We start from the raw sequence: 24,482 nt of genomic DNA on the forward strand, positions 1-24,482 counted from the left end.
CACCCGGCAACGGCAATGATGGAAAGAACACAGCGTATGAAGGCCCGAGAATGAAGGTACTGGTGATTGGGGGAGGGGGCCGCGAGCACGCCCTGGCATGGCGGCTGGCGCAGGCCGTGCGGGTCAGCCGCATCTACGTGGCGCCCGGCAATGGCGGAACGGTCACCGACCCGCGCTATGACAGCATCGACATCACCGAGCCCGCCGCGCTGCGCGAGTGGGCGATCAAGGAAAAGATCGCGCTGACGGTGGTCGGCCCCGAGGCCCCGCTGGCCGCGGGCGTGGTCGACGAGTTCCGCGCGCACGGCCTGCGCATCTTCGGCCCGACCAAGGCCGCCGCCCAGCTCGAGAGCTCGAAGGCCTTCTCCAAGGCCTTCATGAAGCGCCACAAGATCCCGACGGCCGAGTACGAGGCCTTCACCGACGCCGCCGCGGCCCATGCCTACATCGACGCCAAGGGCGCGCCGATCGTGGTCAAGGCCGACGGATTGGCCGCCGGCAAGGGCGTGGTCGTGGCCATGACCGCGCAGGAAGCGCACGACGCGGTCGACTTCATGCTGGTCGACAACAAGTTCGGCGTGTCGCACAACGAGGGCGGCGCCCGCGTCGTGATCGAGGAGTTTCTGCAGGGCGAGGAAGCCAGCTTCATCGTGCTGTGCGACGGCAAGAACGTGACCGCGCTGGCCACCAGCCAGGACCACAAGCGCCTGCTCGACAACGACGAGGGCCCCAACACCGGCGGCATGGGCGCCTACTCGCCCGCGCCCGTGGTCACGGCCGAGGTGCATGCGCGCGCGATGCGCGAGATCATCCTGCCGACCATCCGCGGCATGGAGAAGGACGGCATCCCCTACACCGGCTTCCTCTACGCCGGCCTGATGATCGATGCGCAGGGCCATCCCAAGACGCTCGAGTTCAACTGCCGCATGGGCGACCCCGAGACCCAGCCGATCATGATGCGGCTGAAGTCCGACCTGTTCGAGGTGTTCTGGCACGCCACCGACGGCACGCTCGACCAGGTCGAGCTGCAGTGGGACCGCCGCGTCGCGCTCGGCGTGGTGATGGCCGCGCATGGCTACCCGCTCTCGCCGCGCAAGGGCGACCGCATCGACGGCATTCCCGCCGAGGCGCCCGATGCCGTGGTGTTCCATGCCGGCACCACCGTGAAGGACGGCGAACTCCAGACCAGCGGCGGCCGCGTGCTCTGCGTGACCGTGCTGGCGGACAGCGTCAAGCTCGCGCAGCAGCGCGCCTACGAGGTGGCGGCGCGGGTGCGCTTCGACGGCGCCCAGTACCGCCGCGACATCGGTTTCCGCGCCGTGCAGGCGCGCGGCCACGGCACCAACGGTTGATGCAGCGGCCACCCTCCGATCCCCAGGCGGTCGGCGACTATCTGCGCGGGCTGCAGCAATCCATCGTCGCCGCGATCGAGGTGGCCGATGGCGGCACCGCGGTGCGCGATGCCTGGCACAAGGCGCCCGACGAGCCGCTGCAGGGCAGCGGGCTCACCTGCATCCTCGAGGGCGGCGAGCTGTTCGAGCGCGCGGGCTGCGGCTTCTCGCAGGTGCGCGGCCCGAAGCTGCCGCCTTCGGCCACGCAGAACCGGCCCGAGCTGGCCGGCGCGCCCTTCGAGGCGATGGGCGTGTCGCTGGTGTTCCATCCGCGCAACCCCTACGTGCCGATCGTCCACATGAACGTGCGCATGCTGGCCGCGCTGCCGGCCGGCGGCGAGCCGGTCTGCTGGTTCGGCGGCGGCATGGACCTCACGCCCTGCTACGGCTTCGCGGAAGACGCGGTGCATTTCCACACCGTCTGCCGCGATGCGCTCGCGCCCTTCGGCGAGGACAAGTACCCGCGCTTCAAGACCTGGTGCGACGAGTATTTCTTCCTCAAGCACCGCAACGAGCAGCGCGGCATCGGCGGCATCTTCTTCGACGACTTCGCCGAGGGCGGGGTCGACAACGGCTTCGCGCTGATCCGCTCGGTGGGCGATGCCTTCCTGCCGGCCTACCTGCCGCTGGTGGAGCGCCGCCGCGGCATGGCCTGGGGCGAGCGCGAGCGCGCGTTCCAGCTCTACCGGCGCGGCCGTTACGTCGAGTTCAACCTCGTGTGGGACCGCGGCACGCACTTCGGGCTGCAGTCGGGCGGCCGCACCGAATCGATCCTGCTGTCGATGCCGCCGCAGGCGAGCTGGGCCTATCGCCGCGAGCCCGAGCCGGGGTCGCCCGAGGCGGCGCTCTACAGCGACTTCATCGTGCGTCGCGCGTGGCTGCCGTGAACGCTTCGAGGAACGCGCCGCGCATCGGCGTGTTCGGCGGCGCCTTCGATCCGCCGCACAACGCCCACGTGGCGCTCGCGCGGGCGGCGCTCGAGCAACTGGGCCTCGCCGCGCTCTACGTGTTCCCGACCGGGCATGCCTGGCACAAGGTGCGCGAACTCACGCCGGCGAAAGACCGCCTCGCGATGGCGCAGCTGGCGTTCGGCGACATCCCGGGCGTGGTCGTCGATTCGCGCGAGATGCTGCGCGACGGCCCCACCTACACCATCGACACCCTGCGCGAACTGCAGCAGGCGCGGCCCGATGCCGAGCTGGTGCTGGTCATGGGCGCCGACCAGGCGCGGGCCCTGCCGAGCTGGCACGGCTGGCAGGATATACTCGCGGTCGCTACTATTTCTGTAGCGTATCGCGCACTATCGACGGCCGACACCGCCCGTTTTGATCCGAATACACTGCCCGGCCTCCCCGCCGGCGCGCGTTTCGAGGCGCTAGAACTGCCTGCCATGGACATCAGCGCCACCGACATCCGGCGGCGTGCGTCGCTGGGCGAGGAGATTTCCTCGCTGGTTCCGCCCACGGTTGCACGCTATATTGACCAACACTTCCTCTATCGCCCTGCCTGATGACCACTGAAGCCGCCGCCAAGAAAGACACCCAGAAACTCCAGCGAGCCATCATCGATGGGCTCGAAGACGTCAAGGCGCAGGACATCCAGGTTTTCGACACCGAGCATCTCTCGCCGCTGTTCGAGCGCGTGATCGTGGCCTCGGGCACCTCGAACCGCCAGACCAAGGCGCTGGCCGCGAGCGTGCGCGACGCGGTGCGCGATGCCGGCTTCGGCAAGCCGCGCGTGGAGGGCGAGGAAAACGGCGAGTGGATCATCGTGGACTGCGGCCAGGCCGTCGCGCACATCATGCAGCCGGCGATCCGCCAGTACTACCACCTCGAGGAAATCTGGGGCGACAAGCCCGTGCGCCTGAAGCTCGGCGCGAGCAAGCCCGCGCGCGCTTCCGAGGACAAGAAGGAAACCAAGCCCGCGGCCGCCAAGGCGCCGACCTCGCTGCGCCGCGCGAGCGCCGCCAAGACCGCGATCCGTGCCGCCGAGCGCGAGGCCAAGGAAGCCAAGGCCGCGCCGAAGAAGGCGGCCGGCAAGACCGCCGCCAAGACCGCCGCGAAAAAGGCACCGGCCAAGAAGGCGCCCGTGGTGGTGGTCGGCAAGCCGGTGGCCAAGAAGGCCGCCGCCAAGAAGACCGTTGCCAAGCCCGCGGCGAAGAAGGCGCCCGCGCGCAAGGCCGCTTCGCGCAGCGCATGAAGCTGCTGGTGGTCGCAGTCGGGCAGCGCATGCCCGACTGGGCACAGACTGCCTGGGACGACTACGCCAAGCGTTTCCCGCCCGAACTCAAGCTCGAACTGCGCGCGGTCAAGACCGAGCCGCGCGGTTCCAAGTCGCTCGAGACCCTCTACGCCGCCGAACGAGAACGCATCGAGGCCGCCATCGCGCGCGGCATGCGCATCGTGGTGCTCGACGAGCGCGGCACCGCGCTGACCACCAAGGCCCTGGCCGCCCGGCTGCAGAGCTGGCAGGGCGAGGGCGACGACGTCGCGTTGGTGATCGGCGGCCCCGACGGGCTCGACCCGGCCTTCAAGGCCGCGGCCCACGAGCGCATCCGCCTGTCCGACCTCACGTTGCCGCATGCGATGGCGCGCGTGCTGCTGGTGGAGCAGCTCTACCGCGCATGGTCGGTCAACGCGGGCCATCCCTACCACCGCGAATGAGCGGCGCGCGAGGGCCTCGCCGCGGCCTCGCATCGACTCCGTCCTTTCTTCCGCACCCCAGGAACGACCGCCGTGCCGACCACCCCGACCTTCCTCTATCTCGCCTCGCAGAGCCCGCGCCGCGCCCAGTTGCTCGGCCAGCTCGGCGTGCGCCATGAACTGCTGCTGGCCGCCGACGACGAGGACGCCGAGGCGCTCGAGACCGTGCTGCCCGGCGAATCGCCCACAGCCTACGTGCAGCGCGTGACCGCGCTCAAGCTCGATGCCGCCGTGGCGCGCCTGCGCCGCCGCGGCCTGGCCGACGCGCCCGTGCTGTGCGCCGACACCACCGTGGCGCTGGGCCGCGCCATCCTCGGCAAGCCCGAGGACGCGCGCGATGCCGAGCGCATGCTCGCGCTGCTGTCGGGCACCACGCACCGCGTGCTGACCGCCGTGGCCCTGCAGCAGGGCCGGCGCCGGCAGGCCGCGCTGAGCGTGTCACGCGTGCGCTTCGCGCCTATGAGCCGCGCGCAGATCCGCCGCTACGTCGAAGGCGGCGAGCCGCTGGGCAAGGCCGGCGCCTATGGCATCCAGGGCGCGGCGGCCGCCTTCGTCGAGCACATCAGCGGCTCCTATTCGGGCATCATGGGCCTCCCCATGTTCGAGACCGCGCAACTGCTGCGGCGCGCCGGTTTCCCCACTTGAGACAACCGAGACAACCGAGAACTCCATGCAAGACATCCTGATCAACTGGTCCCCGCAGGAGACCCGCGTGGCGGTGGTCGAGCACGGCGCGGTGCAGGAGCTGCACGTCGAGCGCACGCTCGAGCGCGGACTGGTCGGCAACATCTACCTGGGCAAGGTCTCGCGCGTGCTGCCGGGCATGCAGTCGGCCTTCATCGACATCGGCCTGGAGCGCACCGCCTTCCTGCACGTGGCCGACATCGTGGCGCCTTTCACGCCGGGCTCGCGGCCCAGCGCCGCGCCGGCCGAACGCGACCACCGCAACGGCGGCGCCATGGTGCCGATCGAGAAGCAGGTGTTCGAAGGCCAGTCGCTGCTGGTGCAGGTCATCAAGGACCCGATCGGCACCAAGGGCGCGCGGCTGTCGACGCAGATCAGCATCGCGGGCCGGCTGCTCGTGTTCCTGCCGCAGGACAACCACATCGGCGTGTCGCAGAAGATCCCGGCCGACCTGCGCGATGCGCTGCGTTCGCGCATGCTCGCGCTGATCGAGGCCGCCGCGGCGGCCGACAGCGGCGGCGTGGTGCCCGAGAACACCGGCGGCTTCATCCTGCGAACCAACGGCGAGGACTCCACCGACGCCGAGCTCGCCGACGACATCGCCTACCTGCGCAAGACCTGGTCGCGCATCCGCGAGGCCTCGACGCGGCTGCCGCCGATGTCGCTGCTGCACCAGGACCTGAGCCTGCTGCAGCGCGTGCTGCGCGACCTCACCACCGAGGACACGCAGACCATCCGCATCGACTCGCGCGAGCAGTTCGAGCTGCTGCTGAAGTTCGGCCTGGAGTTCATGCCCAAGGCGTCCGGCAAGCTGCAGCACTACCGCGGGGAGCGGCCGATCTTCGACCTCTATTCGGTCGACGAGGAGATCGCGCGCGCGCTGGGTCGCCGGGTCGATCTCAAGTCGGGCGGCTACCTCGTGGTCGACCAGACCGAGGCGCTGACCACCATCGACGTGAACACCGGCGGCTTCGTCGGCGCGCGCAACTTCGACGACACCATCTTCAAGACCAACCTCGAGGCGGCGCAGGCCATCGCGCGCCAGCTGCGGCTGCGCAACCTGGGCGGGATCATCATCGTCGACTTCATCGACATGGCGCGCGACGACCACCGCGAGCAGGTGCTCGGCGAGTTCCGCAAGCAGCTCGCGCGCGACCGCGTGAAGACCACGGCCGGCGGCTTCTCGCAGCTCGGCCTGGTCGAGATGACGCGCAAGCGCACGCGCGAATCGCTGGCCCACATGCTGTGCGAGCCCTGCGTGGCCTGCGGCGGCCAGGGCATCGTGAAGACCGCGCGCAGCGTGGCCTACGACGTGATGCGCGAGATCCTGCGCGAAGCGCGGCAGTTCACGCCGCGCGAGTTCCGCATCGTCTCGTCGCCGCAGGTGATCGAGCTGTTCCTCGACGAGGAGAGCCAGCACCTGGCCGGGCTCAGCGACTTCATCGGCAAGCCGATCTCGCTGCAGTCCGAGCCGGCGATCGGGCAGGGGCAGTACGACATCGTGCTGCTCTGAGGCCCTAGTCCTTCAACGCCGCGATTCGCGGCCCTGGCGCATCCCGATGCTGGCGAGCGCCGCCAGCACCAGCAGCACGGCCATCGCGAGCAGGCCGTTGGTCGTGCTGCCCGTGCTCTGCTCGATCCATCCCATCACCGAAGGCCCGATGAAGCCGCCCAGCAGGCCGCAGGTGTTGACCAGCGCCAGCCCGCCCGCGAGCGCCACGCCGGCCAGGCGCGAGGAGGCGAACAGGAAGATCACCGACTGCACCACGAAGAACATCGAGCCCGTGAGGCAGAAGCCCGCGAGCGCGACGGCCGGGCTCGCGAAGGCCGCGATGCACAGCCCCACGGCCATGGCGGCCAGCCCGATCAGCAGCAGCAGGCGCCCGCGTTGCGGCGTGACCGCGAGCCGCGGCAGCGCGATCGCGCCGACCGCGGCGGCGACCCAGGGCAGCGAGTTGAGCGCGCCGATCTGCAGCGGCGTGAGCTTGCCGTAGGTGCCGATGATGCTCGGCAGGAAGAAGATCACCGTGTAGATGCTGATCTGGTGGCAGAAGTAGACGAAGATCGCGAGCCAGATCTGCTTGTCGACCAGGCAGGCGCGCAACGATTCGCCGACCTGGCCATGGGCCGCGTCCTCGGCGCGTTCTGCGGCGAGGCCTTGCTCGATGGCGCGCGCCTGCGCCGGCGTGAGCCAGCTGGCATCGGCAGGCCCGTCGGGCAGCTTGCGCCAGACCACGAAGGCCAGCGCCACGGCCGGCAGGCCCTCGATCACGAACATCCATTGCCAGCCGTGCCAGCCCAGCAGGCCGTCCATCTGCAGCAGCGCGCCGCCGACCGGGCCGCTGAGGATGTTGGCGATGCACACGCCGAGCAGGAAGTAGCCGGTGGCGCGTGCCCGGTCCTTGCGGCCGAACCAGTAGTTCAGGTAGAGCATCACGCCCGGGAACAGGCCGGCCTCGGCCGCGCCGAGCAGCACGCGCATCACGTAGAACGAGGTCTCGCCGGTGACGAAGGCCATGCCGGAAGAGAGCAGGCCCCAGGTGATCATGATGCGCGCGATCCACCAGCGCGCGCCCACGCGGTGCATCACCAGGTTGCTCGGCACCTCGAGCAGTGCGTAGCTCAGGAAGAACAGGCCCGCGCCCAGGCCGTAGGCCGCGGCCGAGATGCCGATGTCGACCGCCATGTGGCTCTTGGCGAGCGCGATGTTCGTGCGGTCGATGAAGCTGATCACGTAGGCCAGCACCAGCAGCGGCATCAGCTTGCGGAAGATCAGCGCATTGAGCGAGGCCTGCTCGTCGGTGGTGGCCGTGTCGGCCGCGGGCCCGAGGCGGGCGCCGGGGATGGAGGTGTGTGCCATCGGTGTCTCTCTCTGAAGTCTTGTTCTGGTGAAGGAATGCAGCGGCGCGCCGTGCGAGACGACGGCGCTGCGGGCGATGGGGATGCGAGGGCTAGAAGTCGACCTTGGCCGCGCCCTTGAGGCCGAGGATCTCGCGCGCCTCGTCGGGTGTCGCGGTGTCGATGTTCAGCGCCTCGAGCACGGCGCGGATGCGCAGCACCTGCTCGGCACTCGAGGCGGCGAGCCGGCCCGGGCCGATCCACAGCGAGTCCTCGAGGCCGACGCGCACGTGCGAGCCCATGGCCGCGCCGATGGTGGCCAGCGGCAGCTGGTTGCGGCCGGTGCCGAGGATCGACCACTGGAAGCGGTCGCCGAACAGGCGCGCCGCGGTGCGGTGCATGTGCATCAGGTCCTCGGGGTCGGCGCCGATGCCGCCGAGGATGCCGAACACCGTCTGCACGAACACCGGCGCGCGCACCAGGCCGCGGTCCATGAAGTGGCGCAGGTTGTTGAGGTGGCTGACGTCGTAGCACTCGAACTCGAAGCGCGTGCCGTTGGCCTCGCCCAGGCGCAGGATGTTCTCGATGTCGGCGAAGGTGTTCTTGAAGATCAGGTTGCGGCTGTTCTCGAGGTGCTCGCGCTCCCAATCGTGCGCGAAGGACTTGAAACGCTCGAGCATGGGGAACAGGCCGAAGTTCATCGAGCCCATGTTGAGCGAGGCCAGCTCGGGCTTGAAGGTGGTGGCCGGGCGCATGCGTTCCTCGACGCTCATGTGCGGGCTGCCGCCGGTGGTGATGTTGATCACGGCATCGGTGGCGGTCTTGATCCTCGAGAGGAAGGGCCGGAACAGGTCCGGGTCCTGCGAGGGGCGGCCGTCCTTCGGGTCGCGCGCATGCAGGTGCAGGATCGCGGCACCGGCGCGCGCCGCCTCGATCGAGGCGGCGGCGATCTCGTCGGCCGTCACCGGCAGGTGCGGCGACATGCTCGGCGTGTGGATCGCGCCGGTGGGGGCGCAGGTGATGATGGCTTTGGTGCGGGTGGCCATGGTCGGGATTCGGGTGAGGTCGGGAAGAGAGGAAGAGGGCGGGTCAGCTCAGCGCCTGGGTGTGGCCGTCGACCACGAGCTCCTGGCCGGTGACGCTGGCGGCCAGGTCGCTGGCGGCGAACAGCACCATGTTCGCGATGTCGGTGGCCGTCACCATGCGGTTGAGCGCGGACTGCGAGGTGTAGATGCGCGTGACCTCCTCGATGGGCTTGCCGAGCGCCTGGGCCTTGGCGGCGATCACGGCGCGGATGCGCGGACCGTCGACCGCGCCCGGCAGGATCGCGTTGACGCGGATGCCGTCGGGGCCGAGTTCGAGCGCGAGCGTCTTGGTGAAGCCGATCACGGCCCATTTCGAGGCCGCGTAGGGCGAGCGGCCCGGCATGCCGAGGTGGCCGGCGGCCGAGGAGAGATTGACGATCGAGGGATGGCGGCCCTGGCGCAGCCGCGGCACCGCGAGCCGGGCGCAGAGGAACTGGCCCGTGATGTTGACGGCCAGCGTGCGGTTCCAGTCGTCGAGCGAGAGGGTTTCGACGCCGCCGGTCGGGCCGGCCACGCCGGCGTTGTTGACCAGCACGTCGAGGCCGCCGAGTTCGCGGTCCGCGGCGTCGAAGAGGCGCGCCACCTGTTCTTCGTTCGAGACATCGGCGAGGCAGCTGCCGACCTCGGGCAGTTCGGTCGACAGCCGGTCCAGGCTCTCGGACTGCACGTCGCAGACGAAGACACGGGCGCCGGCCGCGGCGAAGGCACGCACGATGTCGAGTCCGATGCCGCTGGCGCCGGCGGTGACGAGCACGCGCTGGCCGGCGAGGGAATTGCCGTTCCACATTTCTGAATCGCTCCTTGGGGTGTGACAGGGAATGGTCGGCATCGTAGATCTGTGATCACAGATATCTAATGGGGTATACCCTGAAACGTATACTGCGCCGCATGGAGCTCTCCGATCTCGTCACCCCGCTCAAGCGCCAGACGCTCAGCGCCAACGTCTACGACCAGTTGCGCGATCTCGTGATGAGCGGGCAGATGATGCCGGGCGAGCAGATCTCGCTGCGCAGCGCCGCCGCGGCGCTGGGCGTGAGCGTGATGCCGGTGCGCGAGGCGATGCAGCGGCTGGTGGCCGAGCAGGCGCTCGAGTTGACGCCCAGCCGCACCCTGCGCGTGCCGCGCATGACGGCCGCGCAGTTCAAGGAGATCACGGTGATCCGCACCAACCTCGAGGGGCTGGCGACCGAGGCGGCGGCCGCGGCGGTCGGCACCGTGGCGCTGCGCGAGATCGCCGAGTGCCACGATGCCTTCGTCGCCGAGATGAAGGCCGCGAGTCCCGATGGCTCGAGGCTGGTCACCTTCAACAAGGAATTCCACTTCGCGGTCTATGCCGCGGCCGACATGCCGATGCTGCTGCAGATGATCGAGGCGCTGTGGCTGCGCATCGGGCCGATCCTCAATTACGACCTGCGCGCCGGTTCGCGCCGCGTGGGCGAGAAGGTGGCGGTGGCGCACCACGCGGCGCTGCTCGCGGCGTTGAAGCGGCGCGACGGCGCCAAGGCCCGGGCCGCGCTCGAGGGCGACATCCGCAGCGCGGCCGAGTTCATCCTCTCGGCCGGCGTGCTGGTGGCGGAGGGCGCTTCAAGGCCGCCGTCGCCCGGCGGTCGGGATCAGAGCGTCGGGTCCTGACCCGCGGCGGCGCTGCGCACCGCGTTCGTCTGCAGCCGCGCATAGAGGCCGTCGAGCGCCATCAGCTGCGCGTGCGACCCCTGTTCGGCCACGCGGCCCTGTTCCATCACGATGATGCGGTCGGCATGCTGGATGGTCGACAGGCGGTGCGCCACGATCAGCGTGGTGCGGTTCTGCATCAGGCGCTGCAGGGCGTCCTGCACCAGCCGCTCGGATTCGGTGTCGAGGGCCGAGGTGGCCTCGTCGAGCAGCAGCACCGGCGCATCCTTGTAGAGCGCGCGAGCGATCGCGAGGCGCTGGCGCTGGCCGCCCGAGAGCTGGGTGGCGTTGTGGCCCAGCACGGTGTCGATGCCGTTGGGCAGGCCCTCGACATGGCTGCTGAGGTTGGCGGCCGCGATGCAGGCCAGCACGCGGTCGCGGTCGATCTCGGCATCGGCGCCCAGCGCCACGTTCGCCGCCAGGGTGTCGTTGAGCATCACCACGTCCTGGCTCACCATGGCGAACTGCGAGCGCAGGCTCTTGAGCTCCCATTCCGAGATGTCGTGGCCGTCGAGCAGCACCTGGCCGCCGCTGGGCAGCACGAAGCGCGGCAGCAGGTTCATCAGCGTGGTCTTGCCCGAGCCCGAGGGGCCGACGAAGGCCACGCTCTGGCCCGGCTCGATCACGAGGCTCACGCCGTCGAGGGCGGGGCGCTCGTCGTCGCCGCGGTAGTTCACGCGTGTGTCGCGGAACTCGATGCGACCCTGCGCATGCGCCATGCCGAAGCTGCCCTGCGGCTCGGTCGGTACCTCGTCGACCAGCGCCAGGCCGCGCTCGAGCGCCGCCAGGCCGCGCGTGATCGGGCCGGCCACTTCGGCGAGGCGCCGGATCGGCGCGATCAGCATCAGCATCGCCGTGATGTAGGCGACGAAACCGCCGACCGTGAAGCCCTGCTTGCCGCTCTGCCAGAGCGCGATCATCACGACCACCGACAGCGCCAGCGAGGCCATCATCTGCGTCAGCGGGGTGGTCGCGGCCTGGGCGATGGTGGACTTCACGGCCAGCCGGTTGAGCTTCTGGCTCAACTGCTCGAAGCGCCTGGCCTGGGCCGTCTCGGCGCCATGCAGGCGCACCATGCGGTGGGCGAGCACGTTCTCTTCCACCACGTAGGCCAGCTCGTCGGTGGCCTGCTGGCCCTGCTGCGTCAGCTTGTAGAGGCGCTTGGAGAACACCTTCATGATCCAGGAGATGCTCGGCACCAGGAAGGCCACGATCAGCGTGAGCTTCCAGTTCAGGTAGACCAGGTAGCCCAGCAGCGCCACCAGCGTGAAGCCGTCGCGCGACAGTCCCAGCAGCGCCTGCACCAGCAGCATCGCGCCGGTCTGCACTTCATAGACCACGGTGTTCGACAGCGTGCTGGCCGACTGGCGCGCGAACAGCGCGAGCTCGGCGCCCAGCAGCCGGTCGAACAGCACCTTGCGCAGCCGCTGCATGCCTTCGTTGGCGATGCGCGAGAGCGCGTACTGCGAGATGAACTGGGCGATGCCGCGCACCGCGAACAGCAGCAGCACGGCGGCCGGCACGAACCACAGAGGCATTTCGCCGCGCGTGAAGCCGCGGTCGAGCAGCGGCTTGAGGAGGGCCGCCATCAGCGGCTCGGTGATGGCGGCGAGCATCGCGCCGATCAGCCCCAGCGCCCACCATTGGCGCGAACCGCCGAACCAGGTCATGAGCCGCGCCAGCCGGCGCATCAGGGGAGGGCGTGCGGTCTCGCTGCCGGGGGGTGTCTGCATGGCGGCGGATTCTACGGGGCGGGTCGGAACGCCCTTTCGGCTGCCCGGGGCCGGGTACCAGGGCGCGTTCCTGAAGCATTTTGTGTGTAGGACCCCGCGCCGCATGGAACGTTTTGCCATGGCCCCATCAAAGCAATGTGTACCATGTGGCCCCGTTACAAGGGGAGAAACTTTTTCAACCCGAGATCTCTCCGAAACCGCATGAACAAGCCGTTGCAAGCCCTCTCTCCAACTCCTTCTTCATCGCTTTTGGGTCGCCGCACGGTCATCGCGGCCCTGGCAGCTTCCCCCGTTTTGCCCGCACTCGCCCAGTTCAAGGTCGAGGTGTCGGGCGTGGGGCTGACCCAGTTGCCCATTGCGCTCGTGCCGTTCCGCGGCCAGGATTCCTCGCCGCAGAAGATCTCCGAGATCGTGCAGGCCGACCTCGAGCGCAGCGGCCAGTTCCGCGGCGTCGATGCCTCGGGCCAGGCGCTCGACGAGGGCTCGCGTCCCGATTTCTCCGTCTGGCGCCAGCGCACCGCCGACTCGCTCGTGGTCGGCAGCGTCACGCGCCTGGCCGATGGCCGCTACGACGTGCGCTTCCGTCTCTGGGACGTGGTGCGCGGCCCGAACGGCGGTGACCTCGGTGGCCAGAGCTACATCGTTCCCCAGGGCGACCTGCGGCTCGCCTCGCACCGCATCGCCGACTACGTCTACGAGAAGCTCACGGGCGACAAGGGCATCTTCTCGACCCGCATCGCCTACGTGACCAAGGGCGGCAGCCGCTACTCGCTGTGGGTGGCCGATGCCGACGGCGAGAACGCGCAGGCCGCGCTCGCCAGTCCCGAGCCGATCATCTCGCCGGTCTGGTCGTCCAACGGCCAGCAACTGGCCTACGTGTCCTTCGAATCGCGCAAGCCCGTCGTCTACGTGCACAACGTGGCCAGCGGCCAGCGCAGGCTGGTCGCCAACTTCCGCGGCTCCAACAGCGCGCCGGCCTGGGCGCCCGACGGCAGCACGCTCGCCGTCACGCTGAGTCGCGACGGCGGCTCGCAGCTCTACACCATCCCGGCCAGCGGCGGCGAGCCGCGCCGGCTGACCCAGAGCGCGAGCATCGACACCGAACCGGTCTACTCGGCCGACGGCAGCACCATCTACTTCGTGAGCGACCGCGGCGGCGCACCACAGATCTACAAGATGGGCGCCAATGGCGGCAACCCGACCCGGGTCACCTTCAGCGGTACCTACAACATTTCTCCTTCCGTCAGCGCCGACGGCCGGTGGTTGGCCTACATCTCCCGCGTGGGCGGGGCGTTCAAACTCCACGTGATGGAGTTGGCCAGCGGCAATGTCACCGCCATCACCGACACCTCGGCGGACGAGAGTCCGAGTTTTGCCCCCAATAGCAAGCTGATCGTCTATGCCACGCAACTGCAAGGTCGCGAGGCCCTCATGACGACCACGCTGGACGGAAAAATAAAGGCACGGCTGGCGGGTCAGGCAGGAGACATCAGGGAACCGGACTGGGGTCCGTTTCAAAAGCAATGATTAGGTTTATCTGAGGAGTTCGAAATGTTGAAACGTACGATTTATTCGCTGGCCATCGTGGCGCTGATCGCAGGCTGCTCGTCGGGCACCAAGCTCAACGAAACGCCCGTGACCGACCGCACCGGTACCGCCGGTGGCGCTGGCAACCAGGGCGCTGCCACGGCCGTGGCACCCGTCACGATCGATCCCAACGCCGGCACCGCCCAAGGTCCGATGGGCGTCGAGCGCATCGTGTATTTCGACTACGACAGCTACACGGTCAAGCCCGAGTTTCAGTCGCTGATCGACGGCCATGCCCGTTTCCTCAAGGCCAACCCGCAGCGTCGCATCTCGATCGAAGGCCACACCGACGAGCGCGGCGGCCGCGAGTACAACCTCGCGCTGGGCCAGAAGCGTTCGGAAGCCGTGCGCCGCGCGCTCACGCTGCTGGGCGTGAACGACAGCCAGATCGAAGCCGTGAGCTTCGGCAAGGAAAAGCCCGCCGTGACCGGCGCGGGTGAAGAAGTCTGGGCGCAGAACCGTCGCGCCGAAATCCGCTACACCCGGTGATGCGGCCCGCCCAACGCGCTCTGTGGCGTGGCGCGGCCCTGGCGGCCGCCCTGTTGTGCGCCTCGGCCGGATCGCAGGCCGCGCTGTTCGAGGATGACGAGGCCCGCAAGGCCATCCTCGATCTGCGCCAGCGCGTGGAGGCCGTGCGCCAGCAGACCGATCAGCGCCTGACTGACGAGAACGGCCAGCTGCGGCGCAGCCTGCTCGACCTGCAGACGCAGATCGAGCAGATGCGTGGCGACCTGGCGCGCATGACCGGCCAGAACGAACAGCTCACGCGTGCCGTGAGCGAGCTGCAGTCCAAGCAGACCACCATCGACGACCGGCTCAAGCAGAACGAGCCGTCGAAGGTCACGGTCGATGGTCGCGAGTTCAATGCCGATCCGCGCGAGAAGGCCGACTTCGAAGCCGCGCTCGGCGTGTTCCGCGCCGGCCAGTTCGCGCAGGCCCAGACCGCCTTCGCCGAGTTCGTCAAGCGCTATCCGCAAAGCGGCTACAACGCCTCGGCGCTGTTCTGGCTCGGCAACGCCCAGTACGCCACGCGCAACTACAACGAGGCCATCGCCAACTTCCGTTCGATGCTCTCGCTGGCGCCCGACCATGCCAAGGCCCCCGAGGCCGTGCTGTCGATCGCGAACTGCCAGATCGAGCTCAAGGACACGCGCGCCGCGCGCCGCACGCTGGAAGACCTGACCAAGGCCTATCCGCAGTCGGAAGCCGCGCAGGCCGGCCGCGAGCGTCTCTCGCGACTGCGCTAGTGCCGGCGGAGCCCTCCGCTTGAGCGCTGTTCACGAGCCCGTCTCCACGACCGAACCGGCGACTGCCCCCGAGGCAGCCGCCGGTTTTGTCGCGTCTGGCGACGACGCCATGGCACCCGATTTCGCGCGCCGCTTCGGCGGCCTCGAGCGCCTGTACGGCGTGAGCGGTGCCGCGCGCATCCGCAACGCGCACGTGCTCGTCGTGGGCATCGGCGGCGTCGGTTCGTGGGCCGTCGAGGCGCTGGCGCGCAGCGGGGTGGGGCGCCTGACGCTGATCGATCTCGACCACGTGTCCGAGTCCAACATCAATCGCCAGATCCACGCGCTCGACAGCACCGTCGGACAAGCCAAGGTCGAAGCCATGCGCGAGCGCATCGCGCAGATCAACGCCGAGTGCCGCGTGCTGCCGGTCGACGAGTTCGTCGAGCCCGACAACTGGCCCGCGCTGCTCGAAGCCGCGCAGGCCGCCAACGGTCCCGTGCATGCCGTCATCGACGCCTGCGACCAGGTGAAGGCCAAGCTCGCGATGGCCGCCTGGGCCCGCGGCGTCGCGCGTGGCACCGACTTCATCACCGTCGGTGCGGCGGGCGGCAAGCGGCTCGCGCACAAGGTCGACATCGACGACCTCTCGCAGGTCACGCACGACCCATTGCTCGCGCAGCTGCGGCAACGCCTGCGGAAGTCGCATGGCGCGCCGCGCGAGGGCCGCAAGATCGGCGTCGCCTGTGTGTTCAGCCGCGAGAGCGTGGCCCCGCCCGATGCCTCGTGCGCCATCGAGAGCGGCGATGGTTCGCTCAACTGCCATGGCTATGGGTCGGTGGTCAGCGTGACCGCGACCTTCGGCCAGTGCGCGGCGGGGTGGGTTCTCGATCGGGTGGCTGCGAATACCACGCTATAATCTTTGGCTTTGCCGCGTTTGACAGCGGCGAAGCACCAAGAAAAACAAGAACGAGGAAGTCCCTGCGAGGGGAAGCCGAATTCGGGACGTTAGCTCAGTTGGTAGAGCAGCGGACTTTTAATCCGTTGGTCACTGGTTCGAATCCAGTACGTCCTACCATCCGCTAAGCCGCATGGTTAACAAAGGGCCCGCTATCAAATAGGTAGTAGGCCCTTTTGTTTTTGCGTTCATCTTGTCCGATGTAATGACGGATGTAAGGGGATGTCAGATGTGGCGTCGGTGTTGTGGGCATCCAATCTGCTCGCACAGTTCGCCTGGACCTCGTGCGGGCGCACTGGCCGACGTGGCTGCATGGCCCACAATCACCGCCAACTAGAACTTGGAGGGGACAAATGTTTGAACGTGTTGAGGCAACCCGCTTCGACCGCATGATGAGCAACGGCCGAACCCGACCGATGCTCCTTGTGTGTGACGGACAGAAGGGTGAAGTGGAACTCGTGGCGAAGTTCTCGGAAGGCTGCTCCGTAGGCGGGCTAATCCGCGAGGCCATGACGGCCATGCTGGCGCTCGATCTAGGTCTGCCAGTGCCTCCGCCTTACTTGGTCGAACTCTCCGACGACTTTATCGACACCATTCCCGATTCGACCGTTGCCGCAACCCTGCGCAAGGGCGATCGCTTTGGGTACGGCTCGCAGCGCCTTCCCGATGGGTATGCCGCGTGGATCGAACCGGCCGCCCGGATGTCAGCCGAGCTTGAGCAAGAGGCGCTCGACATCTTCGCGCTCGATTGCTGGCTGACGAATGGTGATCGGCACGTCAAGAACCACAACCTGCTGACCAACGGCAAGGGGTTCGCGATCTTCGACCACGAGCTTGCATTGATGACAGACCTGAACCTGTTCTGGAAGGAGCCATGGCAGGTCAACGCGTTAGATGGCACTCTCCCGCCGCAAGAGCATGTCTTCTTCGGCCATTTGCGGGGCAGGGCTGCGTACCCGATCGATGGCATAAGCGCTCGCCTTGCCGCCCTGACCGACGAGCGGATCAACGATTACGGCGACGCCCTCCCTCCGTCATGGGCGGCTGAAGCTCAGACGGTCGCCACGGCGAGAACCTTTATCATGTCCCTTCGCGACAACCTCGCTCCCGCAGGCATTGAACTGAAGAGGGCTTTGTCATGAGTACGACCGCACGCACGCCTTACAGCTACATCGTATTGCGCTACGTCCACGACATTGGGACGGGTGAGTTCATCAACGTCGGCGTGGTCCTGACGGCGGCTCGTGGCTCGTACATCGGTGCCAAGTTCAAGACCGCATACGGCCGTGTGAAGAAGGCTTTTCCAACCATCGATCCTGATGTGTTCCGAGCCAGAATGCGACGTCTTCAGGCGACATTCGACCAGATTACGGAAGGCACGCTGGATGCGCCGAACTCAAGCGACGGCAAGGAGGCGACCGCGATTGAGCAACTCGTGCACTCGGTCATCCGTGCGGACGACAGCTCGTTGCAATGGTCACCGGTCGGTAGCGGGCTGAGCAAGGACTTGCCGGCTACGCTGACCTTGCTGCATCAGCGCTTCGTCACGAAGTACGACACCGAACTCATCAACGCTCCGCGCAAAGACGATGATGTCTGGAAGCACTTCAGGACTGAGCTTGAGAAGCGCAACGTCCTTTCTCACCTAGAGGAGAAGGTGATTGCTGTCGCCGATGACTCGGTCAAGTTCGAGCATGCATGGAAGAACAGCGCTTGGCATTGCTACGAGCCGCTCTCGTTCGATCTCGCGAGCGATTCTTCGATCAAGGAGAAGGCTCATCGATGGCTCGGTCAGGTGTCGAGCATCAAAGATTCGCGTGAGGATTTTCATGTCTACTTTCTTGTGGGTAAGCCGGCCGACGCCGACTTGAGCGATGCCTACGAAAAGGCGGTCAGCATTCTTCGCAAGGCACCCAGCAGCGAGGTCATTGAAGAAGAGGGCGCGGAGCAATTTTCGGAGTCTGTTGCTAAGGCGATCTCCGAGCACGGGCAGCATCTGATGTGACCATCGCCCCGCCAATCCACGGCCCGCCTTGGCGGGCTTTTTCATGGGCGGCGTCCGCGTACATTTCCTCCTCTCTCAATTCAGGATGTCCCATGACCATCTGCGCTCGTGCCATCGAATTCTTCTCCGGCGAATTTATGCTTGGACGGCGACCGAACGGCGGCGAGATTGTGGTGCTACGCACGATCTGGATCGGCCTCATTCTCATTGTTGCAACGGCTCTGATCCGCGGGCTCCTTGGCGATACATCGTCGTGATCTGCCTATATCGGCTGCGTGCTCGAAGCAGCGAAGAGCATGTTCACGTCTGCGGAAGCGCTGACCATCTTCGGTGCCACCTACGCCGCGCTCTATGCGCGTTTCGCTTCGCAGTGGGGCTACATTGCCAACCTGTACAACCAGATCAAGCAGTCCGAGGTGGATGCGGCCGGCTCTGCCCAGGCGGCGGCGCCCGCAACGTCGATCAGCGGGACAGCAGTATCGCCCTCGCCATCTGACGCTGCGCTTGTTCTCGCCCAGTGGAAGGCGGGGTTCATCGAGGATGCCCTGGCCCTGCACATGGCGTCCAAGCCATCGATCGCTGGGGTGATCGGCGCATGGTTCAAGGACCAGTACGTCAAGGATGCCTTCATGAACTCTACACGCAGGACGCCGCCGAGAAGGTCAAGACGCTGCAGAAGTTCATGGTGCTCCCGTGAGCTTCGCTCATCATTGATGAAAAGATCAGTCGCCTCTTTTCGTTGGGCTGTCTTTTTTTTGACCTCCATCGCCGGTGGATGCGAGACGCCGTCGAACTCCCGTGCCCCACCGTCGCAATGCTGACCATCCACCAAGAGGGTGAGTCGTGCGAGCCGCACAACGGAAGCGGCGAATCCTCGTGTCGAAACGGTCGACGTCCCTGGAAGCGGCATGCTTCCAACGTAAGATTTGGCTTACATAACACGAGGAGAAGTCGATGAATGGAGCGAGGGGTCTTGCGTCGGTCGCGCTTGCCGTGGCTGCGGTGGTGTCCGCATGCGGTGGTGGTGGCGGAGGCGGCGGCGGTGGTGGCCTGGCATTTCCCATCGGCGGCTCGACGCCGACAACTCCTGACTCTCCTTCGACGGAAACGCCCCCTCGCATCGACGACGGCGTGAAACTCAGCTTCGACACCCAGGCGCTGAAGATGGCCTACGAACTGGGGGACGCGAATCCCGGCGGGGTCGTTCTCCATGCGGTTGCCGAGAGCAAGTCGAGCACGACCCTGTTCGTCAAGGCAGCAACGCCCGACGGAACGGTCGATCCGCGTATCGGAAGCGTCGACGTGACCGTCGACGGCATGAAGGCACGCATCGTCGTCAAGCCGAAGGCCGGCCTGGGTCCTGGTGTCTACAAGGGATCGTTCATCGTGCGCGCGTGCGCCGATGCGGATTGCAAGGTGGTCTATGCGGGCTCGCCCTGGACCATCGAGTACACGCTGACGGTGACGCTGCCGTACGCCGCGCTGGATACCAGCGCATACGGCGTTCCGCGCACGGTGGCTTACGACGCCGTGCGCCATGCCATCTATGCGTCCTACCCGACGCCGTTCATAGGCCCGGGTATCAGTGCTGTGGCACGCTTCCGGTTGACGGGGACCGCCTGGTCCAGCTCGACGCTGTCTGTGCCCGGTCTCTACGACGTTGCGCTCGCGACCGACGCCAGCGTGCTGGCGACGACGGATTCCAGCAACCAGGTCAACCTGATCGATCCATCGAGCTTCACCATCAAGAGCACGCATCTCTCTGGCGAAGGCATCGGTTGGCAGGGAGGCATGACGGAAACCGGTATTGCCTTCACCAACGACGGCAAGCTCTGGATGCCCAGCCGTAGCGGCTACGACTGGCATGGGCTCGGCTATTTCGACACGCGCACCCTGCAGTTCGGCAGCTCGACGGCTTGCGAAAGTTGCCACGGTGGGCCCTACTTGGCCGTCTCGGGCGACGGTTCGCGCATGGTGTTGACCCAGTCGGCCAGCATATCGCCGGTTCCACCGGTGCTCTTCATGGATACGTCGGATGGCATCTTCAAGAAAGTGCCCATCGCCGACTTCTTCTTCTATTGGAATACGAGCCTGAGCGCCAACGGCGACCGCTTCGTGAACAGCGGCTACACGGTGTATGACCGGGATTTCGGAACGGTGGGATCGGTCCCCCAGCCGGTCGACGTGACGAAGGCGGTGCAGATCTCGCCCGACGGCCGCCGGCTCTACCAGTTGAGCTACGCGGTCGGTCCGGACGAGTCGGGCGCGGCGGTGATCGACGTCTACGACACGAGCGCCAAGGCCGGCACGCAACTCACGGTGCCGAAGGTAGGCCGGTTCACCCTGGCCGATGCGCCCGGTTGCCTGAGCTCGGACTACCCCTATTTCTGCCTGCACCCCGTCATGCGCGTCACGCCGGACGGCAACAACCTGGTGATCCTCGGCAACCTGAAGCTGATCGTGGCGCCGATCCCTCGAAATCTCAGCGGCCTCGCCACCACGGAGCCTGCCGAGGCACCGACGCCCTGAACAACAGCGCATGCTGCGCAACAGCACGCTCTCGAGCACGGCTTCCTCGCACCCGACCACAAGGCGTAAACAAACAGTGGGCTCGCGGGGCTGGGGAGTTGCCATCGCGATGAGCGTGCTGCAGCGCGCATGCGCAGTGCTGCCTGCGCTGGGCATCGCAAACCACGCGGCAGCGTCCATGGCGGTCTCGATTCCATTGTGGGAGCTCTACGACATCTCCAGTGTCGTCGCAGTCGTCGAGGTGATCGAGGGCCGGACCGTGGTCGCCGGCGGCGAGACCTGCGGTGCCCGGTACAAAGGCCGTGTGATCGAGGGAACGAAGAATGCCACCGCTGGCCAGTTCATTCAGTTCGGGTTCGTGCCGTCTCTGAAGATCGGCTCGATGTACTTCCTTCTTCTCGACGACTACAAGAACATCGAGCTTCAGAAGCTTGGCGATTTTCAGTCGCGCTGCGAGAACGTGCTTCCTGGCCTGGCATCGGTCGGCATATGGCGAGGCGTCATGGAAGTGACGCCAAGCGTCGACGAGCCCCTGCGAAGAGATGCCTGGACGGTCCGACGCAGCAATCACGTGGTCTACCCGTTTGGCACAAGAGGCAAGGTGGTGGACGGAGAGCGGCAGTTGATCTTCACGGACATGGTGAACAGGATGAAGCAGGGCAGCCCGGCATCCCGCTGAATCGGAGCACCAGGGTGCGCAGGCCAGATGCTCGCGTCCGTCACGTTTGTTTTTCCGACCGATCCGGACGCGCGTTAACTCTTCCGCGGCCAGAGCAGCTCCTTCCCCGCCGGCGTCAATTCATAGGAAAACCGCCGCGCAGGCCTCGTCTGAATCAATAGCGACGGCGTATCGACCGGCGCGATCAGCCCTGCCGTCTGCAGCACCTCGAGGTGATGCCCTTCGACCTCGGGCCACGCCCCGGCGCTGACCCGTGCAAGGCAGGCCGTGACGAGCGTCTTGTTCTCGAGCATCGATGACTCCTTTTTTCGCAGGCCAGCGATTCTGTGCCTGCGATGGAGTTCGATCTCTCCTCCGTTGGGAGGAGAGCTTGCACGCGGAGCGGCGCCCGACTATTCGATGAACCGCGCCGCAATGTCCTCGAGCGAAGGCAGATCCATCTGCGTGTGCCCGCCTGGATAAGCCCTCAGGCTCAACTTCAGACCCTTGTAGTTGCGGCTTGCAATCTTGTCGTGCATTGCGGTGATCGTGGGGCCGCCGGTGTTGCTGAGGGCATAGGCGAGCAGCAGCGTGACGGGAACATCGCGCGCGGCGGCGTCGGCATACATCTGCTTCTCGAGCTGCTCCACTTGCGCGGCGACGGGGCCGTTGAAGGGCGCTTCGGAAGAGAAGAAGTACTGGAAGGTTAACTGCCCCGAACCTTCCATGAAGAAAGCGCTCGCGACGAAGATGCCGCCGTTCGACAGGCCCGAGAGCATGCGCCTAGCCGGATTGGCGCGGTAGTTCGATTCCACGTACGGCACGAGTTCGCGCGTGACGAAGTCATGGAACGCCGCGGCGCCCGGCGGCAGGTAGTCGGTGTTGCGGCGCGCGGTCCCGCCGATGCCGACGACAATGGCTTTCTTGCCCCGCTGCTCGAGGATGTCGACGAAATTCTGGAAGCGCGACACACCGAGGTTGAAGCTCGCGTCGCCATCCGTCAGGTACATCGCTGGATAGGTTGAACTCCCGCCCTCGTAGGCGGCGGGCAGGTAGATCTGGATCGGGTAGGTGGCGCCGTTCGCGTTGGACTTCAGCGTGGCATTGATCACCCGGCTGGTGCTGGAGGGCGGCGGGGGCGGCGGTTCATTGGTCACCGGGGGAAGCAGCGGCAGCCCTCCGCCGCCACCGCCTCCACCTCCGCCGCAGGCGGCGAGGCCGAGCGCGAATGCGGCGGCCAGGGTCAGGGTGAATCGGCGGAACATCCGATGAAACTGCATGCTGAATCTCCTCGCGATTGCGGATGCATCGGCATCCTGCTTGTTCTCGCGGATGCGGGATGGCATCGCGCGGCCCATGGCTTGCGCATGGATGGAGAGCGATTGGGTCAGAAGACGTCGTCGAATGGAAGTTACGAAGATCGTCGTATCCAAACGAGACGCGAGCGGTGCGGGCGCACGAAGATCGGGGGATTGGCCGCGCGCTACAGTGGTCGACCTCCGGAACCACAAACCAGGGACGATCCATGACCACCCGACGAAGCCGTCCAACCTGCCTGCTCCTGGCGCTGGCGGCCTGCTGCACGGCCGCATCGGCCGCCACCATGGTCTGCACGCCGGGGCCGGCCGCGGGCAATGCGCCGTTCAACGCGGTGCGCAGGATCGCGATCGACGAGTTCTCGCGCACGGTCAACCTCGACGTGGTGCGCTCGAAGACGCGCGAGACCGAGACCCTGGGCAAGATGCGCGCGGACCTCGTCGGCCTGGACGAGTCGTCGGGCGAGCCGGTCTATGTCTTCAATTCGATTCCGACCTCCGAGGTGGAGACCACCACGCTCTTCAAGCTGTCGAAGGCCGGCGAGTGGCGCCTGACCAGCGCCACGCTGAGCATCGTGGGCAAGGTGCCCATGCTGCGCAGCGTGGATGGCGGCACGGTGTTCAACTGCAAGCGCTCGAGCCTCGGCTGACGAGACGGCGCGTAGGCCGGGCTCAGGGCTGGGTGCGTGCCTTGATGAACTGGCCGCCGCGCACCCGCACGCGCTCGATGGCCGCCTCCAGCGAAGGCTGCCGCATCACGACGAGGTCGCCCTTGGGAATGCCGCGCCAGGTGATCCGGGCCACGCCCGAATAGCTGCCGCGCATCGTCTCCTTGCAGAAGAAGGAGCCGTTCCAGCCATCCTGGAGGTCGACGGAGATGTGCGCTGATTGCATGGAAGGCAAGCGTAGGCACCAGAGGCCTGCGAAGCCAGGAAATAGTACCTTGGTTCTCGTTTTATTGCTACCGGTCTCCGTGGGTGTCGCCGCCACCGCGGGGCGCTTCAGTTGAAGTCGGTCATGAAGTACCAGATCGGCTCCAGCCTCGCGCCGGGCGCGGGCCGGTGCAGGTAGATGTCGTAGACGATGGTGCGGGGCTGCGGCCCCCGCTTGTAGGCGATGCGCACCACGCCCTCGTCGACGCTGGCCGGGTCGGTGCGCTTGAGCCGCACCAGCTTGCCGTCGCCGCGGATCTCGAGCGCATGGTGCTCGAGCGGTGCGACGGTGCCGGTGCCCTTGTCGATGAAGCTCACCCATTCGGCATCCCGCTCCCGTGCCTCCGCGGACGAGAGGTAGATGGCGGGGTAGAGCAGCCGCTGGGCCTTGGCCAGCGCGCCAATGAAGGCTTCACCCTTCCTGTTTCCGATGTCGGCGATCAGCCGGCGATAGACCTCGAGCGCTTCGGCTTCGAGCTTCGCATCGGCCGCATCCAGCGGCACGCTGCGCTCCCAGCCGGCCAGGCTGTAGGGCACCTGGGCCTCGAACTGCACGGTCTGGCTGAAGCCCTGCGGGTCGGTGAACAGCGCCTGCATGCCGTCGCGCAGCGGGGGCAACTCATAGAGCGTGGTGTTGCGCGGCGGCTCGGTCTTGCTGCGCACGACCAGTTCCACCTTCAGGTCGTCCGTGTCGGGCAAGCGCTGCTGGCCGGTGGCGGGCAGCAGGCGGATCGTGAGCTTCTGCGGACCGCTGCGCAGGATCGCCGGATTGAGCGGCATGCCGATCGTGCCGAAGCGCCTGGTGGGAAGGACCGAGATCGGCAGGTCGTTGACGTACACCCGGAACGCCAGCTTCTCGCTCGACACCCTCAGGTCGTAGAGAGGCTGCTGCGCCTGCTTCCTCGACGTGTCTGGATCGGCGGCGGCCTGCGCCGCGGCCGGCGCAACGGCCCGCAGCAGCGCCGCGAGCATCAGGACGGCGGTGGACTTCCTCATTCGGCGATCTCCCTGGAGGTGGACGGCCGGCCATTATGCGAACGGGGCCCGGCGGGCAGGCTTCTTGCACGGCACCAGGGCCGCCCGCACCCCGGGCAACCGCCATGGCGGCTCGCGCCGATTGCCCGTAGATTGGCGCGCACAACAAGCGTCCGATCCCCCACCTGAAAT

The 24,482-nt window shown here is 67.0% G+C and carries 27 protein-coding genes and 1 tRNA gene; 20 read left to right on the forward strand and 8 right to left on the reverse strand.

The annotated features are described in order from the left end of the window. The first annotated feature begins 50 nt into the window (after positions 1-50). The 7 genes from purD to rng all read left to right on the forward strand — a co-directional run bounded on the left by purD (position 51) and on the right by rng (position 6,290). Positions 51-1,352 (forward strand): phosphoribosylamine--glycine ligase, encoded by a 1,302-nt coding sequence (gene purD / locus ACODT0_RS24585; protein ID WP_489042526.1) that lies wholly within the window; start codon positions 51-53, stop codon positions 1,350-1,352. Further along, on the forward strand, positions 1,352-2,278 hold the full coding sequence (gene hemF, locus ACODT0_RS24590; RefSeq protein ID WP_057593398.1) for an oxygen-dependent coproporphyrinogen oxidase: 927 nt from the start codon (positions 1,352-1,354) through the stop codon (positions 2,276-2,278). The genes purD and hemF overlap by 1 nt, the downstream gene beginning before the upstream one ends. Then, complete coding sequence (gene nadD / locus ACODT0_RS24595) at positions 2,275-2,901, forward strand: nicotinate (nicotinamide) nucleotide adenylyltransferase (RefSeq protein ID WP_261205897.1); 627 nt, start codon at positions 2,275-2,277, stop codon at positions 2,899-2,901. The genes hemF and nadD overlap by 4 nt, the downstream gene beginning before the upstream one ends. Beyond that, the gene (rsfS, locus tag ACODT0_RS24600; protein ID WP_489042527.1) at positions 2,901-3,590 is read left to right on the forward strand and encodes a ribosome silencing factor; all 690 of its coding nucleotides are present in this window, start codon (positions 2,901-2,903) and stop codon (positions 3,588-3,590) included. The genes nadD and rsfS overlap by 1 nt, the downstream gene beginning before the upstream one ends. Further along, entirely contained in the window at positions 3,587-4,054 is a 468-nt protein-coding gene (gene rlmH / locus ACODT0_RS24605; RefSeq protein WP_057593347.1) for a 23S rRNA (pseudouridine(1915)-N(3))-methyltransferase RlmH, read from the forward strand. The genes rsfS and rlmH overlap by 4 nt, the downstream gene beginning before the upstream one ends. Before the next feature lie 72 nt (positions 4,055-4,126). After that, positions 4,127-4,738 carry a Maf family protein gene (locus ACODT0_RS24610; RefSeq protein WP_489042528.1) on the forward strand — a complete coding sequence of 204 codons (612 nt, stop codon included), beginning with the start codon at positions 4,127-4,129 and terminating at the stop codon, positions 4,736-4,738. 25 nt (positions 4,739-4,763) lie between these two features. Then, the gene (gene rng / locus ACODT0_RS24615) at positions 4,764-6,290 is read left to right on the forward strand and encodes a ribonuclease G (RefSeq protein WP_261205894.1); all 1,527 of its coding nucleotides are present in this window, start codon (positions 4,764-4,766) and stop codon (positions 6,288-6,290) included. Between the two features lie 12 nt (positions 6,291-6,302). Here the strand turns inward: rng and ACODT0_RS24620 are convergent, their stop codons facing one another. The 3 genes from ACODT0_RS24620 to ACODT0_RS24630 form a co-directional block, all read right to left on the reverse strand. After that, positions 6,303-7,637, reverse strand: a complete 1,335-nt coding sequence (locus tag ACODT0_RS24620) for an MFS transporter (RefSeq protein ID WP_489042529.1) — start codon at positions 7,635-7,637, stop codon at positions 6,303-6,305. Between the two features lie 91 nt (positions 7,638-7,728). Then, a complete protein-coding gene (gene kce / locus ACODT0_RS24625) occupies positions 7,729-8,661 on the reverse strand; it encodes a 3,5-dioxohexanoate:acetyl-CoA acetone transferase (protein WP_489042530.1) in 933 nt (310 codons plus the stop codon). 43 nt (positions 8,662-8,704) lie between these two features. Further along, positions 8,705-9,487, reverse strand: a complete 783-nt coding sequence (locus ACODT0_RS24630) for an SDR family oxidoreductase (RefSeq protein ID WP_489042531.1) — start codon at positions 9,485-9,487, stop codon at positions 8,705-8,707. A 101-nt stretch (positions 9,488-9,588) separates the two neighbouring features. Between ACODT0_RS24630 and ACODT0_RS24635 the strand changes: the two genes are divergently transcribed. Continuing rightward, positions 9,589-10,332 (forward strand): GntR family transcriptional regulator, encoded by a 744-nt coding sequence (locus tag ACODT0_RS24635; RefSeq protein WP_082322118.1) that lies wholly within the window; start codon positions 9,589-9,591, stop codon positions 10,330-10,332. Here ACODT0_RS24635 and msbA read toward each other — a convergent pair. Continuing rightward, positions 10,314-12,104 (reverse strand): lipid A export permease/ATP-binding protein MsbA, encoded by a 1,791-nt coding sequence (gene msbA / locus ACODT0_RS24640; protein WP_489042532.1) that lies wholly within the window; start codon positions 12,102-12,104, stop codon positions 10,314-10,316. The genes ACODT0_RS24635 and msbA overlap by 19 nt on opposite strands. 201 nt (positions 12,105-12,305) lie before the next feature. Here msbA and tolB point away from each other — a divergent pair, with 201 nt between their 5' ends. The 11 genes from tolB (at position 12,306) to ACODT0_RS24695 (ending at position 21,088) form a co-directional block, all read left to right on the forward strand. Beyond that, positions 12,306-13,631, forward strand: coding sequence for a Tol-Pal system beta propeller repeat protein TolB (gene tolB, locus ACODT0_RS24645; protein WP_172705446.1), 1,326 nt, complete (start codon positions 12,306-12,308; stop codon positions 13,629-13,631). A gap of 24 nt (positions 13,632-13,655) precedes the next feature. Beyond that, complete coding sequence (gene pal / locus ACODT0_RS24650; protein WP_057597625.1) at positions 13,656-14,180, forward strand: peptidoglycan-associated lipoprotein Pal; 525 nt, start codon at positions 13,656-13,658, stop codon at positions 14,178-14,180. Further along, on the forward strand, positions 14,180-14,938 hold the full coding sequence (gene ybgF / locus ACODT0_RS24655) for a tol-pal system protein YbgF (protein WP_057597624.1): 759 nt from the start codon (positions 14,180-14,182) through the stop codon (positions 14,936-14,938). The genes pal and ybgF overlap by 1 nt, the downstream gene beginning before the upstream one ends. A gap of 109 nt (positions 14,939-15,047) precedes the next feature. Further along, positions 15,048-15,836: a tRNA threonylcarbamoyladenosine dehydratase gene (locus ACODT0_RS24660; RefSeq protein ID WP_489042533.1), complete on the forward strand. Its 789-nt coding sequence runs from the start codon at positions 15,048-15,050 to the stop codon at positions 15,834-15,836. Between the two features lie 83 nt (positions 15,837-15,919). Continuing rightward, positions 15,920-15,995, forward strand: a tRNA-Lys gene (locus tag ACODT0_RS24665). A 233-nt stretch (positions 15,996-16,228) separates the two neighbouring features. Further along, positions 16,229-17,017: a HipA family kinase gene (locus ACODT0_RS24670; protein WP_489042534.1), complete on the forward strand. Its 789-nt coding sequence runs from the start codon at positions 16,229-16,231 to the stop codon at positions 17,015-17,017. After that, on the forward strand, positions 17,014-17,880 hold the full coding sequence (locus tag ACODT0_RS24675) for a DUF3037 domain-containing protein (protein WP_489042535.1): 867 nt from the start codon (positions 17,014-17,016) through the stop codon (positions 17,878-17,880). Before ACODT0_RS24670 ends, ACODT0_RS24675 begins: the two co-directional genes overlap by 4 nt. Before the next feature lie 92 nt (positions 17,881-17,972). Then, positions 17,973-18,137 carry a hypothetical protein gene (locus ACODT0_RS24680; protein ID WP_489042536.1) on the forward strand — a complete coding sequence of 55 codons (165 nt, stop codon included), beginning with the start codon at positions 17,973-17,975 and terminating at the stop codon, positions 18,135-18,137. A 39-nt stretch (positions 18,138-18,176) separates the two neighbouring features. Then, positions 18,177-18,701 carry a hypothetical protein gene (locus tag ACODT0_RS24685; protein WP_489042537.1) on the forward strand — a complete coding sequence of 175 codons (525 nt, stop codon included), beginning with the start codon at positions 18,177-18,179 and terminating at the stop codon, positions 18,699-18,701. A 133-nt stretch (positions 18,702-18,834) separates the two neighbouring features. Next, complete coding sequence (locus ACODT0_RS24690; protein WP_489042538.1) at positions 18,835-20,409, forward strand: NHL repeat-containing protein; 1,575 nt, start codon at positions 18,835-18,837, stop codon at positions 20,407-20,409. Between the two features lie 10 nt (positions 20,410-20,419). Continuing rightward, positions 20,420-21,088 (forward strand): hypothetical protein, encoded by a 669-nt coding sequence (locus ACODT0_RS24695; RefSeq protein WP_489042539.1) that lies wholly within the window; start codon positions 20,420-20,422, stop codon positions 21,086-21,088. Positions 21,089-21,162: 74 nt separating this feature from the next. Here ACODT0_RS24695 and ACODT0_RS24700 read toward each other — a convergent pair whose 3' ends face one another. Both ACODT0_RS24700 and ACODT0_RS24705 read right to left on the reverse strand, forming a co-directional pair. Next, positions 21,163-21,381, reverse strand: a complete 219-nt coding sequence (locus ACODT0_RS24700; RefSeq protein ID WP_489042540.1) for a hypothetical protein — start codon at positions 21,379-21,381, stop codon at positions 21,163-21,165. A gap of 99 nt (positions 21,382-21,480) precedes the next feature. Next, positions 21,481-22,500: an alpha/beta hydrolase gene (locus tag ACODT0_RS24705; RefSeq protein WP_489042541.1), complete on the reverse strand. Its 1,020-nt coding sequence runs from the start codon at positions 22,498-22,500 to the stop codon at positions 21,481-21,483. 92 nt (positions 22,501-22,592) lie between these two features. Here ACODT0_RS24705 and ACODT0_RS24710 point away from each other — a divergent pair, with 92 nt between their 5' ends. Then, the gene (locus tag ACODT0_RS24710; RefSeq protein ID WP_057595335.1) at positions 22,593-23,033 is read left to right on the forward strand and encodes a hypothetical protein; all 441 of its coding nucleotides are present in this window, start codon (positions 22,593-22,595) and stop codon (positions 23,031-23,033) included. A gap of 22 nt (positions 23,034-23,055) precedes the next feature. Here ACODT0_RS24710 and ACODT0_RS24715 read toward each other — a convergent pair whose 3' ends face one another. Next, the gene (locus ACODT0_RS24715; protein WP_057595336.1) at positions 23,056-23,277 is read right to left on the reverse strand and encodes a hypothetical protein; all 222 of its coding nucleotides are present in this window, start codon (positions 23,275-23,277) and stop codon (positions 23,056-23,058) included. Between the two features lie 107 nt (positions 23,278-23,384). Continuing rightward, positions 23,385-24,311, reverse strand: coding sequence for a hypothetical protein (locus ACODT0_RS24720; RefSeq protein WP_489042542.1), 927 nt, complete (start codon positions 24,309-24,311; stop codon positions 23,385-23,387). Between the last annotated feature and the right edge of the window lie 171 nt (positions 24,312-24,482).

Source organism: Variovorax sp. FG153 (assembly GCF_057809595.1).

Bases quoted from the DNA above. Each gene is read 5' to 3' on its own strand.
- purD (WP_489042526.1), top strand. From the start codon at position 51: ATGAAGGTACTGGTGATTGGGGGAGGGGGCCGCGAGCACGCCCTGGCA.
- hemF (WP_057593398.1), top strand. From the start codon at position 1,352: ATGCAGCGGCCACCCTCCGATCCCCAGGCGGTCGGCGACTATCTGCGC.
- rsfS (WP_489042527.1), top strand. From the start codon at position 2,901: ATGACCACTGAAGCCGCCGCCAAGAAAGACACCCAGAAACTCCAGCGA.
- rlmH (WP_057593347.1), top strand. From the start codon at position 3,587: ATGAAGCTGCTGGTGGTCGCAGTCGGGCAGCGCATGCCCGACTGGGCA.
- rng (WP_261205894.1), top strand. From the start codon at position 4,764: ATGCAAGACATCCTGATCAACTGGTCCCCGCAGGAGACCCGCGTGGCG.
- ACODT0_RS24620 (WP_489042529.1), bottom strand. From the start codon at position 7,637: ATGGCACACACCTCCATCCCCGGCGCCCGCCTCGGGCCCGCGGCCGAC.
- kce (WP_489042530.1), bottom strand. From the start codon at position 8,661: ATGGCCACCCGCACCAAAGCCATCATCACCTGCGCCCCCACCGGCGCG.
- ACODT0_RS24630 (WP_489042531.1), bottom strand. From the start codon at position 9,487: ATGTGGAACGGCAATTCCCTCGCCGGCCAGCGCGTGCTCGTCACCGCC.
- ACODT0_RS24635 (WP_082322118.1), top strand. From the start codon at position 9,589: ATGGAGCTCTCCGATCTCGTCACCCCGCTCAAGCGCCAGACGCTCAGC.
- msbA (WP_489042532.1), bottom strand. From the start codon at position 12,104: ATGCAGACACCCCCCGGCAGCGAGACCGCACGCCCTCCCCTGATGCGC.
- tolB (WP_172705446.1), top strand. From the start codon at position 12,306: ATGAACAAGCCGTTGCAAGCCCTCTCTCCAACTCCTTCTTCATCGCTT.
- pal (WP_057597625.1), top strand. From the start codon at position 13,656: ATGTTGAAACGTACGATTTATTCGCTGGCCATCGTGGCGCTGATCGCA.
- ybgF (WP_057597624.1), top strand. From the start codon at position 14,180: ATGCGGCCCGCCCAACGCGCTCTGTGGCGTGGCGCGGCCCTGGCGGCC.
- ACODT0_RS24660 (WP_489042533.1), top strand. From the start codon at position 15,048: ATGGCACCCGATTTCGCGCGCCGCTTCGGCGGCCTCGAGCGCCTGTAC.
- ACODT0_RS24670 (WP_489042534.1), top strand. From the start codon at position 16,229: ATGTTTGAACGTGTTGAGGCAACCCGCTTCGACCGCATGATGAGCAAC.
- ACODT0_RS24675 (WP_489042535.1), top strand. From the start codon at position 17,014: ATGAGTACGACCGCACGCACGCCTTACAGCTACATCGTATTGCGCTAC.
- ACODT0_RS24680 (WP_489042536.1), top strand. From the start codon at position 17,973: ATGACCATCTGCGCTCGTGCCATCGAATTCTTCTCCGGCGAATTTATG.
- ACODT0_RS24685 (WP_489042537.1), top strand. From the start codon at position 18,177: ATGTTCACGTCTGCGGAAGCGCTGACCATCTTCGGTGCCACCTACGCC.
- ACODT0_RS24690 (WP_489042538.1), top strand. From the start codon at position 18,835: ATGAATGGAGCGAGGGGTCTTGCGTCGGTCGCGCTTGCCGTGGCTGCG.
- ACODT0_RS24695 (WP_489042539.1), top strand. From the start codon at position 20,420: ATGCTGCGCAACAGCACGCTCTCGAGCACGGCTTCCTCGCACCCGACC.
- ACODT0_RS24700 (WP_489042540.1), bottom strand. From the start codon at position 21,381: ATGCTCGAGAACAAGACGCTCGTCACGGCCTGCCTTGCACGGGTCAGC.
- ACODT0_RS24710 (WP_057595335.1), top strand. From the start codon at position 22,593: ATGACCACCCGACGAAGCCGTCCAACCTGCCTGCTCCTGGCGCTGGCG.
- ACODT0_RS24715 (WP_057595336.1), bottom strand. From the start codon at position 23,277: ATGCAATCAGCGCACATCTCCGTCGACCTCCAGGATGGCTGGAACGGC.
- ACODT0_RS24720 (WP_489042542.1), bottom strand. From the start codon at position 24,311: ATGAGGAAGTCCACCGCCGTCCTGATGCTCGCGGCGCTGCTGCGGGCC.